Raw genomic sequence first — 15,149 nt, 5'->3', positions numbered from 1 at the left:
TGAAAATATACAATGTTTTTTGATAGTAATTCATTGCTGTATATCGTGTGACAATCGTATATGTATCAGCTATAATAAGTTATCTTAAAAAAGTAACATATAGGAATTTGAAAGAGGTGGCTTTCTTATGGCATCACAACAATTAGGTCGTTTACGTTCTGAAATTGATCAACTTAATTTACAAATATTAGAGTTACTAAACGAAAGAGGTCGTCTCGTACAAGAAGTTGGTAATTTAAAAGAAGTACAAGGTGTGAAACGTTTTGATCCTGTACGTGAAAGAAATATGCTGGATTTAATTGCAGAGAATAATAATGGTCCATTTGAAACTTCGACTTTACAACATATTTTCAAACAAATTTTTCAAGCTGGTTTAGAATTACAAGAAGATGATCATCGTAAAGCATTACTTGTTTCTCGTAAGAAAAAAACAGAAGATACGATTGTTGAAATTAATGGTGAAAAAATTGGTGACGGAAATCAGCATTTTATTATGGGACCGTGTGCAGTGGAAAGTTATGAACAAGTACGTCAAGTTGCTGAAGCAATGAAAGAGCAAGGTCTGAAATTAATGCGTGGTGGTGCGTTCAAACCACGTACTTCACCGTATGATTTTCAAGGTCTTGGATTAGAGGGATTACAAATTTTGCGCCAGGTAGCAGATGAATATGATTTGGCTGTTATTAGTGAAATTTTAAATCCGAATGATATTGAGATGTCATTAGATTACGTTGATGTTATTCAAATTGGTGCTCGCAATATGCAAAACTTTGATTTGCTAAGGGCAGCTGGTGCTGTAAATAAACCAGTATTATTAAAACGTGGTCTATCAGCAACGATTGAAGAATTCATTAATGCGGCAGAATATATTATGGCAAAGGGAAATGGGAACATTATTTTATGTGAACGAGGTATTCGCACGTATGAAAGAGCGACGCGTAATACGCTTGATATTTCCGCTGTGCCGATTTTAAAGAAAGAAACACATTTACCTGTCGTTGTCGATGTAACGCATTCTACAGGGCGACGTGACCTTCTCTTACCAACTGCAAAAGCAGCGATGGCAATTGGTGCAGATGCAATTATGGCTGAAGTACATCCAGATCCAGCTGTAGCTTTATCAGATGCGGCGCAGCAAATGAATATACCGCAGTTCAATGATTTTATGAATGAATTAAAATCATTTGGAAGTAAATTATAAAAACTTTTAATGAGCTGTTCCAAAAAGGGATTTTGGAACAGCTTTCTCTTATTGTATAGCGACTGTCATTGTCGATTTTTGTTGGTAAGTTGATATATTTAAAAAATCACTGATATAATTAGAGTTGCGGTCGATATATTTGGAAAATCGCTGATATATTTCGAGTTATAGTCGATATATTCGAAAAATCGCCGATATAAATTTCATTTACTATCGTACTGCTTAAAATAAGATTTCTACTTAGGAAACATCTATTTTTTTACAAAAAATGCCCTTTTTTCATAAAAAATACGAAAATACGAGAAAAGAAGCGAATTTTTTCGAAACTTTTGCGGGAAAATATTGTATGAGCCTGCGTTTTTATCGTATCATTAGTAAAAGGAAGAACTCGGGACGATTGGTGGCATCTGCAAATAGAGTTGATGTCTTTTTTTCATTCAAGTAACCGATACATAAAAATAGATAACAAAAATAGAAGGAGTGTGCGATGAGATGAACGTAACAATCTATGATGTAGCGCGCGAAGCAAACGTTTCAATGGCTACCGTATCTCGTGTTGTGAACGGTAACCCAAATGTAAAGCCTACAACAAGAAAGAAAGTATTAGAAGCAATTGATCGTTTAGGATACCGCCCGAATGCGGTAGCACGTGGACTAGCAAGTAAGAAGACAACTACAGTAGGTGTTATTATTCCTGATATCTCAAATACGTTTTATGCAGAACTTGCACGTGGAATTGAAGATATCGCAACAATGTACAAATATAACATCATTTTAAGTAACTCTGATCAAAACAAAGAGAAAGAGTTCCATTTATTAAATACGATGCTTGGAAAACAAGTGGACGGAATTGTTTTCATGGGTGAAGATATTACAGACATTCACATTGAAGAATTTAAAAAATCTCCAGTACCAATTGTATTAGCAGCGTCATTTGATGAGCAAAATGAAACGCCATCAGTAAATATTGATTATACACAAGCAGCTTATGATGCAATGAAGCACTTTATCGAGCAAGGACATAAACGTATCGGTTTCGTCTCTGGTCCTTTCATTGATAAAGCGGGAAGCGCGAAGAAGTTACAAGGTTATAAAAAAGCTTTAGAAGAAGCAGGTATTTCATATGATGAAAATCTTGTAATCGATGGAGATTACACATATGACTCAGGTATTGAAGCATTCGAAAAGCTTTGGAGCAATGATGAAAAGCCAACAGCAATCTTCGTGTCTTCTGATGAAATGGCACTAGGTGTAATCCATGCAGCACAAGACGCTGGATTAAACGTACCAACTGACGTAGAAGTACTTGGTTTCGATAATACACGTCTTGCATTAATGGTTCGTCCGCAGCTTTCAACAGTTGTTCAACCGATGTATGATATCGGTGCAGTAGCAATGCGTTTATTAACAAAGTATATGAACAAAGAAAAAGTGGAAGATCACACTGTTATATTACCTCACCGTATCCAATTTAGAGATTCAACGAAGTAAGTATAAAAAAGCTCACAGCATTTGCTGTGAGCTTTTATTTGTATTCAGGATAGTATTTTTGTACTACTGTATCTGCCGTGTTATTTTTCTTAACGTGTAAAAATCTTGCGTACAATTCTTTTCCGGTTTCAAATGGTGTATCGTCTAATTCAAACACATGCAACACTTTTCGGAACTTCCACGTTATTTGCTCACCGTACATATTATCGTACGTATCTTCAGATTGCATAGCAATTTTTTTACCAAGTTCGTGAGCATCCTCTAAACTGTTTGCTTTAACAAGAATAATGCTTTCTTCAAAAAGTGTATTGTGATTCTCTTCATAATGCCTTCGCTATAGATGGGGCTATTCCTTGTTATATGTCACATAAGTGCAAATTTAACTATTATAGGGCAATGTCATGTATAATAGAAAGAAAAGGCTTGTGAGGGGGGAAAAGAGATGATCGTTCTTTGGATAATTACGCTTTGTATGACTGCTATTTTTGCATATATGACGTTAAAACAAAATGGTTTAAAGCGATTTGTTCCAGGAAGTATTCTTGCAGGAATTGCCCTTATCACGTATGTAATTTCTATTTTTATTGAAAGTGTATCAGTAGATATGAGCACAAGTTTAATGTTTATTGGTATTACACTATTTGCAGGTAGCATTATGGTACTTATGGTTGCTGGTATTATTTTATTTATTCATATGAATTCGGAAACGTTATAGCATATAGAAAAGGCATGTCCAGAGGGACATGCCTTTTTATCCGTTCAATTATGCTCTATCTTTAGAAGAGTTTTGCTGTTTTAGTAAGTCGCGAATTTCGCCAAGAAGAACTTCTTCTTTTGTTGGTTCTGGAATTTCTTCCTCTTTTTCTTCTTCTTCTTTTTTAGATGTTAGTTTGTTGAAAACTTTAACAAACATAAAGATAGAAGCTGCGATAATTAAGAAGTCAAAAATTGTTTGGATGAAGTTACCATACATAACAGCAGATTTACCGTATCCAAAGTGTAAATCTGTAAAGTCAACGCCACCTAATACCATACCAAGTAATGGTGTGATGATATCTTTTACTAAAGAACTAACGATTTTACCGAATGCAGCACCGATTACAACCCCGACAGCTAAATCAACGACATTCCCTTTGAAAGCGAATTTTTTAAACTCGTTCCACATGTGTTAATCCCATCCTTTCCACGATTCATTATGAAATTTATAATTCCTATCAACATATTCTATAGAAATTTATGAGAGAAATAAAGAGGGAATGGGAATGAAAGTAAATTCTGAAAAATGTATCCGTTTTAATTTTTGTTTACATCATCTAGTAAAGATTGCAACAGTTGCTGCGTTTTTAATCCTTCTAATCCATCTACAACGGGCTTTGTATCGCCTTGTACACACTCAATAAAATGATGAACAGCATCTTCAAAACCACGTTGTTTTAACGTCGTATCCCATGATAGGGAACCACTTTGTGAAACTGAGTTTTCCTGTTCAATTTCAAATGTATTCATATTTTTTACGCGAATGATTTTCCCTGGCGTTACAAGTTCAATTTGTTCTAAATTTGTACCGGCATGGCGATGCATTGCAGTAGAAAGTAATAGTCCACTTGGAGTTGTATATGTATGATGTCCGTAAAGAAGTTCATTCTTTTCATTGATTTGCATCATATTGTGAACGGCGTTAAGGTCATCATTAGCTAACCAGCGAGCGGTATCTACAATGTGTAAATAATCATCTAACATAGTGAAGTCGTACGTATATGGCCCGACTTTATTTGTACGATGCTTTTCAATTCGAATCCATGAAATATCATGAGCCTGTTCTTTGGCAGCGACATACATAGGAACGAATCTGCGATTAAATCCGACCATTAATTTTCGGTTATACTTCTCGCTCAACTCGACTAGTTGCTCAGCTTGTTCCACTGTAGCTGCTAGCGGTTTATCAACATAAACGTCGATCCCTTTTTTTAGAAGTTCAGAAACGATTTCATAATGCGATGCAGTTGAACTATGAACGAAGATTGCATCGCATTCCGAAGCTAACATTTCAATAGAATGAAAGTCTTGAATTCGGTATTGCTGGCAAACTTGTTTTCTTTTCTCTGCGTTAGGTGTAAACGCCCCTACAAAATTCCAATCAGTTTCTTTTGTAAGTGTTGGAAGATAGGCCTTTTGCGCAATACTTCCAAGTCCAATCATCCCAATTTTAGGTTTGTTCATTTTTATTCCCACCCTATTAATAGTAATGTAACGGCTTAAATGTAGCATAGGGTGGGGGAGGAAGGCAAAAATTAGCTTTTTACTTACGGCCTTCTAACAAAATCTTCTCTATCTCCTCAAAGTGATGAGCGCGAGCATGCTCTAGCGGAGTAACACCATCATTGTCTGGAATATTTACATCTGCACCGTGCTCAATAAGAAGGCGAATGACTTGTTGCTGTGTTTCGTTTCCGTTACTTAGTACGATGGCTTCCATTAAAGCTGTCCATCCCAAGTTATTTACATGATTTACATCAATATTTGTTTGAGTGAGTAGTTCTTTTATAACGTCAATATAGCCATGTTCTGAGGCTGGGATAAGAGCTGTTCCGCCGTAACGATTTGTAATCGTAGGATCTGCACCAGCATCAATTGTTAGTTTTAAAATGTCTAAGTAACCTTCCGCACCGGCGTATAGAAAGGGATTATTTTTCATGTCATCTTGGATATTTACGTCAGCACCAGCTTTGATAAGTGCCTTTGCGGTTTTTACATCATTTTTGTATGTAGCAATCATAAGCGGAGTACGTCCTTGACTATCCGTCGCATTTATATTTGCGCCTTGTTTTAGTAAAGATATAACAGTATTCGTTTCATTTTTTTCAGTAGCTGCTAGTAGTGCAGTCTCCATGTTTATCATCTCCTTTTTTACTTCTTGTTCTTGCGAGCATCCTTGTAAAAAAATTACGCAACATATCATACTGAATGTTTTTTTGAACATGGAATTTCAACCTCCTAATTTCAACTGTAAAATAGGAACATTAAATTTTTATAAACTGACGCTAAAATTACTATAAAATCGCTTGAGTAATTGAACATATATTTTTATGCTTATAAATAATAAGGTTTGATAAAGTGAGGATTTAAGATATGTCTATTAAAACAAGGTTTTTATTTTCTTATATTGCTGTTATCCTCGTTTCCATTACGCTTATATTAGTCGCGGGATTTTTAATCGTTTTTTCGATAACAGGTGACTTGGAAGCAGTGAAAAATTTCTATAAAAGTTCTTACATTCAAAAGCCGCTTACACCAGAAGAAGAGAATGCCTATCTTGAGTTGAAGTCAGCAGCCAAACAGCATCAATCTCAATTGTTAGATGAGTCGTTTGTCTCAGCAATAGAAAAAGAGGGTGTGAAAATAGTAGTAAGAAAAGGAGAAACACTTTCATATGCTTCAAACGTATTTGAAAGTGTATCTTTAAAAGAAGCCCTTCCGAAATTTGAATCAGCAAATATTAATAGTCGTGGTACAACGGAACTAGGCGATACATTTTATCGATATGTAAAGTTTGATTTTTATTTTCCTCAGGAAGAAGAGGGAAGTATATTTGTATTAAAAAAGCAAAGTTCATTTGTAGATCTTACACAAAAATTATTTCCAATCTTATTCGTATCGCTTTTACTACTAGCCATTTTACTCATTGGATTATTAAGTTACCTCGTTTCAAGAAGTGTAATAAAACCAATTTTTGTATTGAAAGGCGCAACGGAGAAAATTAAAGAAGGAAATTTAGATTTTCAAATACCAATTACATCACACGACGAAATAGGGCAATTAAATCAAGGGTTTGAGGAAATGAGGAAGAGATTAAAAGAATCGATAGAGATGCAAACACAGTATGAAGAAAATCGAAAAGAGCTTATTTCAAACATCTCTCATGACTTAAAAACACCGATTACATCAATTATAGGATATGTAGAAGGAATAAAGGACGGGGTAGCAAATACGCCAGAAAAAATGGATAAGTATTTAACAACTATCCATACGAAGGCAAAACATATGGACACACTCATTGATGAACTATTTTTATTTTCGAAGCTCGATTTGAATCGAGTTCCATTCCAGTTTGAAACAGTTGAATTGAATACGTTTATGCAAGAATTAATAGAAGAGATGCAGATGGATTTAAGTGAAGAAGGTATAGAAGTGCGCCTACAGTTACATGCATCACCACTATATGTAACGGCTGATTGCGAAAAGATCAATAGAGTTATATCAAATTTAATTCATAATAGTGTGAAATACATGGATAAAGAAGAGAAGAAAATTACTGTAACAGTATCGAGTGATAATAATAAAGTTATTGTGAAAGTGATGGACAACGGATCAGGTATAGAATCTGATACATTGCCGTATATCTTTGAACGTTTTTATCGTGCAGAACAATCGCGGAATTCTAGCACAGGTGGAAGTGGACTTGGTTTAGCAATAGCGAAGCAAATTGTTGAAGAACATGGCGGGGAAATTTGGGCGGAAAGCGAGCTTGGTAAAGGCACAAGCATTTTCTTCTCATTGGAAAAAGTAGAGGAATGTGGTGAGTAAATTGAAAAGAATTTTATTAATAGAAGATGAAGTAAGTATTGCAGAATTACAGCGAGATTATTTAGAAATTAATGATTTCCAAGTTGATGTAGAGCATTCAGGAGAAATAGGTTTACAAACAGCCTTGCAAGAAGACTATGATTTAATTATTTTAGATATTATGCTTCCGAAAATGAACGGATTCGAAATTTGTAAACAAATACGTGCTGTAAAAGATATTCCGATTCTACTTGTTTCAGCAAAAAAAGAAGATATAGATAAAATTCGCGGACTCGGATTAGGAGCGGATGATTATATAACGAAACCGTTTAGCCCGAGTGAATTAGTCGCAAGAGTAAAAGCACATATTGCCCGTTATGAAAGATTATTAGGAAATGTAAGTAAGCAACGTGATACGTTATATATTCACGGAATTTCTATCGATCAACGAGCGAGAAAAGTTTTTATAAACAATGAAGAAGTGGCGTTTACAACGAAGGAATTTGATTTATTAACATTCTTTGTCACACATCCAAACCAAGTATTAAATAAAGAACAGTTATTTGAACGCATTTGGGGATTAGATTCCGCTGGGGATTTAGCCACTGTTGTCGTCCACATTAGAAAGCTACGTGAAAAAATTGAAAGAGATCCTGCTCACCCGCAATATATTGAAACGGTATGGGGAGCTGGTTATCGTTTTAATGTGTAATATACCTGCCGAGTAATTGGCAGGTTTTTTTGTATGTTATTCAAATGGAAAGGAAGGAATAGGTAATTTATGTTAAAATGTAAAGAGAAACAAAACAGAGGAGAGCATGAGGGGCGTGCTATATTTTGGGAGATATATTAAAAGATAATAAATCAAACAAGGCTTTAAAGATTGGAACTAATATCGTACTTATCTTATTGATTATTGGTGCAATACAAATGTTTTATGATGAAGATTCTATGAATGATTATTTCGGTTGGGTCTTTTTTGAAATCTTTTGGGTAATTAAAAGCATTTCTAGCTCTAAGGTAAGTTTAAAAGATAGAGATAAAAAGTCGGTATTACTTGATGTGGGTTTAGTTGTTATTTCTTTTATTTTTTTAGTTGTTTTTAGTGTGAAATATTTCGTTTGAAAAAAGCTCATAGTCGTATAGAGGCTATGAGCTTTTTGTCAGTGTTTAGGTTTTCTTAATAATAATGGTACTAACGATTTATAAAATGTTTGAGTAGTAGAAGTAAACTGATCAGCTTCTTCTAAAAAAGGATAATGGTTGCTCTCCTCAAATGTCACAAAAGTAGAATCGCATATACCCTCATGTATCTCGATGGAATATTGAATAGGACACTGCACATCATATCTTCCGCATATAATAAGTGTCTTTGTTTGGATGAAAGGTAAATACTCTCTTAAATCAAATGAAGGATATTCATTGGCGAAAGCATTCATCCGGCTAATGGACATTGTTTTGTTGATTGGTTTACAAAAATAAGAGTTGTAGTTTTCTGGTTTAAACAATGATAATTTTGTTCTCTCAGTAGATAGTTCTTTTCGTTCTTCACTTGTAAGGTGAGGGCTTTTTAAGTTTTCGATGAGTTTTTGCATATAATGAAACTGTGGATGTGCTGGGTGATAAATGCAAAATGGTGTTTCGGTATAGTTACTTGCTGCAGCGCCTGCTACGACTAATGATTGTAAGGAATTTGGATATGTAATCGCATATAAAAGTCCAAGCATACCACCTGTTGAATGACCGGCGAAATGCCATGTTGGAAGTTGTAATGCTTCTCGTATGGCTTCTAAGTCGTGGATTGTTTCAATCATGCTTAATTCGTTTTCTAACTGGGCGGTTACAGAGCGACCAGTATCTCGTAAATTAATGAGAAATACACGATGCGTAGCAGTAAAAACATCCGCAAAGTAATCCCCAGTTTCATTAAATTGTGAATAGTGATGTGTAATACAAAGCGATTCGCCATTTCCTTTTGTAAAGAGTTCAAATGTACCGCGTTTCGTGTTGATTATTTGTTGTGTCCACATAATATCACGACCTTTTCTCATAAAAGTTGGGCCAGACTGTTATAAAATGAAAATATATCAGCGATTATTAGAATATATCGGCGCAACTCGGAATATATCAGCGATTATCAAAATATATCGGCGTAACTCGGAATATATCAGCGATTATTAAAATATATCGACTTACCGACAGAAAACGACAATAATAGCAAGCTTTAAATAAAAGGAGGCTATTCAAAAACGAGCCTCCTTTTCGTTTAGTATAAAGATTTTGTCATATTATTCCGAATAATTTCAAGGGATTTCGCTACAGTTAATGCGTTTTTTTCTTCAATTTCTGGTTTACGGGGGATAGGTTTATACATGTTGTCTGGATCTTCCCATGTGAGGGGAAGTTCTGTTTCTGCTTGTCCTTTCCAAGCTTCAATCCATTCTGGAGGGAGATAACCTGAGATGTTTTGGATGTTGTTCATTTCGAGCCAAATGAGTGCCCAAGCTCTTGGAACGACGCGCCAGTGATCGTAGCCACCGCCGCCGACAGCAATCCAGCGACCGTCGCAATATTCGTTAGCGATTTCGCGAGCGAGCTTCGGTATTTCGCGGTAAATATTCATCGTCGCACAAAGATGTGTAAGTGGGTCATAATAATGTGCGTCAGCACCATTTTGCGTTAAAATAATATCCGGTTTAAAGTACGCTGCAACTTCTTTTACAACAGTTCGATATGATTCTAAGAATGATTCATCTTCTGTAAAAGCATCGAGTGGAACGTTAAAAGAATAACTATAACCATTACCTTGTCCACGTTCGTTTACAGCGCCAGTTCCAGGGAATAAATAGCGACCAGTTTCATGCAGTGAAATGGTGCATACGTTAGGGTCATCATAAAACGACCACTGTACGCCATCACCGTGATGAGCATCTGTATCAATATATAAGACGCGTAAACCGTATTTCTTTTGAATATATTTCATTGCGATAGAACTGTCGTTATAAATACAAAAGCCAGATGCTTTGCCGCGAAAGCCGTGATGTAAGCCGCCGCCCAAATTAAGTGCGTGTTTTACTTTTCCGGAAAGAACAGCATCGACAGCTGTTAACGTACCACCAACGAGCAATGCACTTGCTTCGTGCATATTTGGGAACATTGGTGTATCTTCTGTTCCGAGTCCATATGTCATCGCAATTGATTTTTCTAACTTTCCTTCTCCAGCACGTTTTACCGCATTTATGTACTCCTCTGTATGAATGTAGGCAATCTCTTCATCTGTAGCCATCCGTGGTGAGATGATTTGAGAGGGAGAGATGAAACCGCCCTTTTGTAATAAATCATACGTAAGTGTGACGCGCAGTTGGTTAAAAGGATGATCAGGGCTAAATGAATAGCCCCGAAAGTCATCCGAATAAATAAACGCGCTACTCATGCCTGCATCCCCATGATGTTTGGCCATAATACGCGGTAACCTTCTGCTTCAAGTGCATCAATCACTTTTAGAGGATTCATCGTTTGAATGCGGAAAACGAGTACTTTATCATTCTCGTCTTTTGCTGGGTAGACGAGAACGCTCACGATATTTATTTGTAAATCACTAAAAATAGCAACGACTTTTCCAAGAATACCAGGTTCGTTTTTTACTTGAATTTCAATTTGCGAACTTGGTTGATGTGCTCCTGTTAATTTTACTAATGTGTGCAGTACTGTAGATTCAGAAATGATACCAACTAACTTCCCAGCCTTTGTAACAGGAAGACAGCCAATTTTATTTTCAAAAAATAAAGTAGCAATTTCCTCAACAAAATCGAGAGGATGACAAGTCATAACAGGATGTTTCATAATAAGTTCGAGCGGTTGCTGTAGCATATCGAGTGAAACTTGTTCATCTAGAATAGACGGACTTGCATCTCTTACATCCCGATCAGAAATAATGCCTACGACGTGATTATTTTGATCGACAATTGGAATGTGCCGAATGCCTTTCGTGCGTATCGTTCGGATTGCTGTTTCGATTGTATCGTTTGGATGTAATGTAACTACATTTTGATTCATAATTTCTTCTACAATCATTCCAGTTGCCCCCTTTATTAATACATAAAACGATTGTGAAAACGTAGACGATCAAAAGCTTGAATAGAATCCGTATCAACGCGTTTACCGATGCGGACCATTAAACAGTTGGCAGGATGTGAACAAATTTCAGGATCGTCTGTAGCCATCCATTGTAACCCGCCAGCATTCATCATCTTCTCCATTACTTTTCGGTATTCCCACACATTCAATCCTGTTTGTTTCAAATCCCAGTGCCAATAATATTCAGTCGTCAATATAATGTAATCTTCCATATAATCGTCCATCATAGAAACCTCTAGTAAGTTCTTTCCGACAGAACTCCCGCGGAAGGCTGGGACTACTTCAATTGCCCCAAGCTCAATTAAGTTTTCCATTTTTCCTTCTGACCATCGTTCAAGTGGATCAGGATACAAGTATGTAACATATCCAACAATTGTTTGGTCATGTCTAGCAATAATGAGACGAGCTTCTGGTAATTTAGAAATTTCGACAATTGCTTTATATTGTTGTTCGGCAGGACGAAACGCAATTAAGTCTGGATGAAACTCATACATTTCTAAGTTATGTGTAGAGACAGGACCTTCAATAATTAAAGTGCCTTTCGCTGTTTTTAAGTTTCTAGCATTATATATTTTTTTATGAATCAATGTATTGCTCACCACCTTGAGGGTTTGTGAATCTATTAATATCGTACTTTATAATATATGCGATGTGAATCGAAATTTGTCATTAAAAATTTGTCTAAAAATCAACAAATATACTGAAAATTTTAAATAATGTCATTATAATAGATAATAGAATACATAGGAGGGGGATGTAAAGTATGAAAGTAGAAACGCTTCCTGTCATTAAAGGAGAAAATAATTTGCCGAATTATGATGAGGCATACGCGAATTTTAACTGGGAAGAGGTTAATAAAAACTTTACTTGGAATGAAACAGGCCGAGTAAATATGGCGTATGAGGCAATTGATAAGCATGCGAAATCCGATCGAAAGAATAAAGTAGCTCTTTATTATCAAGATGGATCGCGAAAAGAGAAATATACATTTAAGGAAATGAAGGATTTTTCTAATAAAGCAGGAAACGTCCTTAAGAATTATGGCGATGTAGAAAAAGGCGATCGCGTTTTTATTTTTATGCCACGTTCTCCAGAGTTATATTTCGCACTTTTAGGTGCAGTGAAATTAGGAGCAATTGTTGGACCGCTATTTGAAGCATTTATGGAAGGCGCAGTTCGCGATCGCTTAGAAGATAGCGAAGCAAAGGTGTTAATTACAACGCCTGAATTGTTAGAGCGCGTACCATTAAATGATTTACCGGCTTTAAAAACAGTTTTCCTTGTTGGAGATAATGTAGAAGAAGGCGGTAAAACGGTAGCGTTCAATCCTTTATTTGAACAAGCTTCAAAAGAATTACATATTGAATGGTTAGGCCGTGAAGACGGCTTGATTCTACATTACACGTCTGGTTCTACTGGTAAGCCAAAAGGTGTGCTTCATGCGCAAAACGCAATGGTTCAGCACTATCAAACGGCGAAGTGGGTATTAGATTTAAAAGAAGACGATGTATATTGGTGTACTGCTGACCCGGGCTGGGTAACTGGAACAGCTTACGGTATTTTCGCACCGTGGTTAGTTGGAGCGTCAAACGTTATTTTAGGTGGACGCTTTAGTCCAGAAGCTTGGTATGAAGCACTGCAAGATTACGGTGTGACGGTTTGGTACAGCGCACCAACAGCATTCCGTATGTTAATGGGAGCTGGACAAGACGCAATTAAAAAATATGACTTATCACAAGTTCGTCACGTATTAAGCGTTGGTGAGCCGTTAAATCCAGAAGTAATTCGCTGGGGTATGAACGCATTTGGACTTCGTATTCATGATACGTGGTGGATGACAGAAACAGGTGGACAAGTTATTTGTAACTACCCTTGTATGGAAATCCGTCCAGGTTCAATGGGTAAACCAATTCCAGGTGTGAAAGCAGCGATTGTTGATAATGAAGGAAATGAAGTGCCTCCTTACACAATGGGTAACTTAGCAATTGCGAAAGGTTGGCCATCTATGATGCGCGGGATCTGGAATAACCAGCAAAAATATGAATCTTATTTCATGCCGGGAGATTGGTACGTATCAGGCGACTCTGCCTATATGGATGAAGATGGATATTTCTGGTTCCAAGGACGTATTGACGATGTAATTATGACGTCAGGTGAGCGCGTTGGTCCGTTTGAAGTAGAAAGTAAATTAATCGAGCATGCTGCTGTTGCAGAAGCTGGTGTAATTGGTATTCCTGATCCGGTGCGCGGCGAAATTATTAAAGCATTTATCGCACTTCGAGCAGGATACGAACCATCTGATGAATTAAAAGAAGAAATTCGTCAATTTGTAAAGAAAGGCCTAGCAGCTCATGCAGCGCCACGACAAATTGAATTTAGAGATAAATTACCGAAAACGAGAAGTGGTAAAATTATGCGACGCGTATTAAAAGCGTGGGAGTTAAACTTACCAACAGGTGACTTATCAACGATGGAAGATTAAGAGAGAAAGGTCTGAACGAAAAATGTTCAGGCCTTTCTTTTTGTCAATAATAAAGGAGCTAATATAGATGAAGATACCGAATTTAGAAGGAGACATAGTGTGTTTACGTTCTGTAGAACCTGAAAAAGATTACACCGAGTGGTATGAGGTAATGAAAAATCCCGATATGCATCGTTGGACGGGGAATACAGTCCCGAAAGATAGTAATGAAATTAAAGAGTTGTTATACACTTATAAAAATTTGAAAGATATTATGGCTTGGTCAATTATAATGAAACAATCAAAGGAAATGATAGGGACATATTGGATTTCTATGCCAACTGTGAATGAAAATAAAAAGTTAATTGTGAGTGCAGAGGCTCAACGGATTGCACGTAAGTTTTGGCGTACAGGTGTTAATCGAGAGGCGAGAAATTTAATATATAATTATATATTTTTAAATTTAGATGTGGATGAAGTTCATGCACAGGCTTGGGATAAAAATATCAATTCATGCAGGTCTATGGAGAAAGTAGGATTTAAATTAGAAAAACAAGTGAAACGCTCATTCCCTAAATACAATGAAATATTTTTGGAAAACCATTATGTACTATATAAAAAGGACTGGCTTACATAAAAGGTTATGGTTGAAAAAGATATTTGTTGATGTAAAATAAAAGAAAACTCATATATACGAGTTAAAGGGGAGAGGGAAATGAAACCAGAAAAGGAAAAGATGATACTAGGAGAAATGTACATACCGGCTGATCCAGTTTTAGTACAAGAAAGAGAGCAAGCACGTATATTAACGAGAAAATTAAATGATACGCCAGAAGAGCAATTAAAAGAGCGTAGCGAAATCGTAAAAGAATTATTCGGAACGACAGGAGATAATATTCATCTTGAATCTTCTTTTAGATGTGATTACGGCTATAACATTCATGTCGGTGAAAATTTTTACGCGAACTTTGACTGTACGATTTTAGACGTATGCCCGGTAACAATCGGAGTGAACTGTATGTTAGCTCCAGGTGTCCACATTTATACAGCAACGCACCCACTTGATCCAATTGAGCGTATAAGCGGATCAGAATACGGAAAACCAGTTACAATTGGCGATAACGTATGGATTGGCGGAAGAGCAATTATTAATCCAGGTGTAACAATTGGAGACAATGCGGTCATCGCATCTGGCGCCGTTGTAATGAAAGATGTGCCGGAGAATGTAGTAGTTGGCGGAAATCCTGCGAAGATTATTAAAAAAATAAAATAATATTTGAACGAAGTGCCTTCCTC

16 protein-coding genes and 1 pseudogene are annotated in these 15,149 nt (G+C 36.4%); 9 read left to right on the top strand and 8 right to left on the bottom strand.

All coding sequences use genetic code 11. From position 1 onward, the window contains the following. Window positions 1–127: 127 nt before the first annotated feature. Window positions 128–1,201: a bifunctional 3-deoxy-7-phosphoheptulonate synthase/chorismate mutase gene (locus GBN78_RS00675; protein ID WP_000168204.1), complete on the top strand. Its 1,074-nt coding sequence runs from the start codon at window positions 128–130 to the stop codon at window positions 1,199–1,201. A gap of 492 nt (window positions 1,202–1,693) precedes the next feature. After that, window positions 1,694–2,692 carry a catabolite control protein A gene (gene ccpA, locus GBN78_RS00670; RefSeq protein ID WP_001103297.1) on the top strand — a complete coding sequence of 333 codons (999 nt, stop codon included), beginning with the start codon at window positions 1,694–1,696 and terminating at the stop codon, window positions 2,690–2,692. Window positions 2,693–2,726: 34 nt separating this feature from the next. On the opposite strand, the pseudogene GBN78_RS00665 reads toward ccpA, so the two are convergent. Beyond that, window positions 2,727–3,020: pseudogene (locus tag GBN78_RS00665) on the bottom strand (DUF4288 domain-containing protein); the annotation flags it as partial. A 114-nt stretch (window positions 3,021–3,134) separates the two neighbouring features. Between GBN78_RS00665 and GBN78_RS00660 the strand changes: the two are divergent. Further along, on the top strand, window positions 3,135–3,407 hold the full coding sequence (locus GBN78_RS00660; RefSeq protein ID WP_000636589.1) for a DUF3917 domain-containing protein: 273 nt from the start codon (window positions 3,135–3,137) through the stop codon (window positions 3,405–3,407). Between the two features lie 48 nt (window positions 3,408–3,455). Here GBN78_RS00660 and mscL read toward each other — a convergent pair whose 3' ends face one another. The 3 genes from mscL to GBN78_RS00645 all read right to left on the bottom strand — a co-directional run bounded on the left by mscL (window position 3,456) and on the right by GBN78_RS00645 (window position 5,672). Further along, on the bottom strand, window positions 3,456–3,857 hold the full coding sequence (mscL, locus tag GBN78_RS00655) for a large conductance mechanosensitive channel protein MscL (RefSeq protein ID WP_000267010.1): 402 nt from the start codon (window positions 3,855–3,857) through the stop codon (window positions 3,456–3,458). 128 nt (window positions 3,858–3,985) lie between these two features. Continuing rightward, entirely contained in the window at window positions 3,986–4,912 is a 927-nt protein-coding gene (locus tag GBN78_RS00650; protein ID WP_128267150.1) for a Gfo/Idh/MocA family protein, read from the bottom strand. Between the two features lie 79 nt (window positions 4,913–4,991). Then, on the bottom strand, window positions 4,992–5,672 hold the full coding sequence (locus GBN78_RS00645) for an ankyrin repeat domain-containing protein (RefSeq protein ID WP_000475112.1): 681 nt from the start codon (window positions 5,670–5,672) through the stop codon (window positions 4,992–4,994). A gap of 149 nt (window positions 5,673–5,821) precedes the next feature. Here GBN78_RS00645 and GBN78_RS00640 point away from each other — a divergent pair, with 149 nt between their 5' ends. The 3 genes from GBN78_RS00640 to GBN78_RS00630 all read left to right on the top strand — a co-directional run bounded on the left by GBN78_RS00640 (window position 5,822) and on the right by GBN78_RS00630 (window position 8,380). Then, on the top strand, window positions 5,822–7,276 hold the full coding sequence (locus GBN78_RS00640; protein ID WP_098871831.1) for a sensor histidine kinase: 1,455 nt from the start codon (window positions 5,822–5,824) through the stop codon (window positions 7,274–7,276). Window position 7,277: 1 nt separating this feature from the next. Beyond that, on the top strand, window positions 7,278–7,967 hold the full coding sequence (locus GBN78_RS00635) for a response regulator transcription factor (protein ID WP_001986686.1): 690 nt from the start codon (window positions 7,278–7,280) through the stop codon (window positions 7,965–7,967). A 122-nt stretch (window positions 7,968–8,089) separates the two neighbouring features. Next, the gene (locus GBN78_RS00630; RefSeq protein WP_152126870.1) at window positions 8,090–8,380 is read left to right on the top strand and encodes a hypothetical protein; all 291 of its coding nucleotides are present in this window, start codon (window positions 8,090–8,092) and stop codon (window positions 8,378–8,380) included. A gap of 38 nt (window positions 8,381–8,418) precedes the next feature. Here GBN78_RS00630 and GBN78_RS00625 read toward each other — a convergent pair whose 3' ends face one another. From GBN78_RS00625 to acuA, 4 genes are all read right to left on the bottom strand, one after another. Then, window positions 8,419–9,306, bottom strand: a complete 888-nt coding sequence (locus tag GBN78_RS00625) for an alpha/beta fold hydrolase (RefSeq protein WP_100070346.1) — start codon at window positions 9,304–9,306, stop codon at window positions 8,419–8,421. 215 nt (window positions 9,307–9,521) lie between these two features. Next, window positions 9,522–10,688 (bottom strand): acetoin utilization protein AcuC, encoded by a 1,167-nt coding sequence (gene acuC / locus GBN78_RS00620; RefSeq protein ID WP_000092810.1) that lies wholly within the window; start codon window positions 10,686–10,688, stop codon window positions 9,522–9,524. Further along, the gene (locus GBN78_RS00615; protein ID WP_000634583.1) at window positions 10,685–11,329 is read right to left on the bottom strand and encodes an acetoin utilization AcuB family protein; all 645 of its coding nucleotides are present in this window, start codon (window positions 11,327–11,329) and stop codon (window positions 10,685–10,687) included. Before GBN78_RS00615 ends, acuC begins: the two co-directional genes overlap by 4 nt. Before the next feature lie 17 nt (window positions 11,330–11,346). Continuing rightward, window positions 11,347–11,979, bottom strand: a complete 633-nt coding sequence (gene acuA / locus GBN78_RS00610; RefSeq protein ID WP_000581388.1) for an acetoin utilization protein acetyltransferase AcuA — start codon at window positions 11,977–11,979, stop codon at window positions 11,347–11,349. Window positions 11,980–12,155: 176 nt separating this feature from the next. On the opposite strand from acuA, the gene acsA reads away from it, so the two are divergent. From acsA to GBN78_RS00595, 3 genes are all read left to right on the top strand, one after another. Further along, window positions 12,156–13,874, top strand: a complete 1,719-nt coding sequence (acsA, locus tag GBN78_RS00605; protein ID WP_000862049.1) for an acetate--CoA ligase — start codon at window positions 12,156–12,158, stop codon at window positions 13,872–13,874. A 67-nt stretch (window positions 13,875–13,941) separates the two neighbouring features. Then, the gene (locus GBN78_RS00600) at window positions 13,942–14,490 is read left to right on the top strand and encodes a GNAT family N-acetyltransferase (protein ID WP_053514541.1); all 549 of its coding nucleotides are present in this window, start codon (window positions 13,942–13,944) and stop codon (window positions 14,488–14,490) included. A 78-nt stretch (window positions 14,491–14,568) separates the two neighbouring features. After that, entirely contained in the window at window positions 14,569–15,126 is a 558-nt protein-coding gene (locus GBN78_RS00595; RefSeq protein WP_152126868.1) for a maltose acetyltransferase domain-containing protein, read from the top strand. The last annotated feature ends 23 nt before the right edge of the window (window positions 15,127–15,149 follow it).

Source organism: Bacillus sp. B2-WWTP-C-10-Post-4, assembly GCF_009183805.1.
Taxonomy (GTDB): domain Bacteria; phylum Bacillota; class Bacilli; order Bacillales; family Bacillaceae_G; genus Bacillus_A; species Bacillus_A cereus.
Note: the sequence above shows the minus strand (reverse complement) of the source record. Positions and strands in the feature narration are given on the sequence as shown.